Source organism: Bradyrhizobium erythrophlei, assembly GCF_042430365.1.
Classification (GTDB): Bacteria; Pseudomonadota; Alphaproteobacteria; order Rhizobiales; family Xanthobacteraceae; genus Bradyrhizobium; species Bradyrhizobium erythrophlei.
Genome location: NZ_JBHMET010000001.1, coordinates 1 through 1,423, shown reverse-complemented (window position 1 = coordinate 1,423; position 1,423 = coordinate 1). Strand labels below are relative to the sequence as shown.

Sequence of the window (1,423 nt, the reverse complement as noted above, 5' to 3'; positions counted from 1 at the left end):
GATCGTGCCCCGTGGCGTGGTGTAGCTGAGTGCGGATCACCACGTTCGCCGGCATGGGCCGGATCGGTCAGCTGGCGATAGCCGGAAGGCTGACGGCGGGATCATCGCCCAACGGGGCGATGGTTTCCAGTGTCATGTAGCGTCCACGCTGGACGGCCCACTCGTCATTCTGCTCGAGCAGGATCGCGCCGACCAGACGGGTGATGGCGTCCTCATTGGGAAAGATGCCGACCACTTCGGTCCGCCGCTTGATCTCGCCGTTGACGCGTTCGAGCGGGTTGGTCGAGTGCAGCTTGACCCGGTGTGCGGCCGGGAAACTCATGTAGGCGAGCACGTCGGTCTCGGCCTCATCCAGGAAGCTGGCGAGCTTGGGCAATTTGGGCCGCAGTTGGTCGGCGACCCTTCGCCATTGGGCACGCGCTGCTTCAGCGTCGTCCTGGGCAAACGCGGTGGCGATGAAGGCGGAGACGACGCGCCGGCCGCTCTTGCCGGCGTGCGCCAGGGCGTTGCGCATGAAGTGCACGCGGCAGCGCTGCCACGTGGCGTTCAGGACTTTGCCAACCGTGGCCTTGATCCCCTCATGCGCGTCGGAGACCACCAGCTTGACGCCGCGCAGACCTCGCCGCGCGAGCTTGCGCAGGAATGCGGTCCAGAACGTCTCGGCCTCGGACGGGCCGATGTCCATGCCGAGAATCTCACGACGACCGTCGCTATTGACGCCCACCGCGATGATGACGGCGACCGAGACGATGCGCCCGTTCTGGCGAACCTTCACGTAGGTGGCGTCGATCCACAGATAGGGCCAATCGCCTTCGAGCGGCCGCTGCAGGAAGGTCTTCACCTTGTCGTCGATCTCGGCACACAACCGCGACACCTGGCTCTTGGAGATGCCACTCATGCCCATCGCCTGCACCAGGTCGTCGACCGAGCGGGTGGAGACGCCCTGGACGTAGGCCTCCTGCACCACCGCGGTGAGCGCCTTCTCGGCCATCCGCCGCGGCTCCAGGAAGCCGGGGAAGTAGGAGCCTTTGCGCAGCTTGGGAATGCGCAGCTCGACGGTGCCGGCGCGGGTCTCCCAACTCCGATCGCGATAGCCGTTGCGCTGAGCCAGGCGCTCCTGGCTCTTCTCGCCGTAAGTCGCTCCCGTCAGTCCCTCGACCTCAAGCTCCATCAGCCGGTGGGCGGCAAAGCCGATCATCTCGCGCAAAAGATCCGCGTCAGGGGTCTTCTCCACGAGCGCGCGCAGGTTCATCATGTCGTCGGTCATCGGTGGTTCCTCGAATCAGGTTGGTGTCGCAACCCGAACCTTACCGACGAATCATCGGTGACCACCCGCAAAGCCGCTCGCTCGCTACGGCGCTATTGGGGGGCCGCGCGTCGCGAGCGGCTTCGCTCCAGCTACACCACCAGCTGGGACACGACC

The 1,423-nt window shown here is 65.7% G+C and carries 1 protein-coding gene; it reads right to left on the bottom strand.

Annotated features, from left to right (window positions below; genetic code table 11):
- Window positions 1-67: 67 nt before the first annotated feature.
- Window positions 68-1,267: an IS256 family transposase gene (locus ACFFWD_RS00005; protein ID WP_376960183.1), complete on the bottom strand. Its 1,200-nt coding sequence runs from the start codon at window positions 1,265-1,267 to the stop codon at window positions 68-70.
- Window positions 1,268-1,423 lie beyond the last annotated feature (156 nt).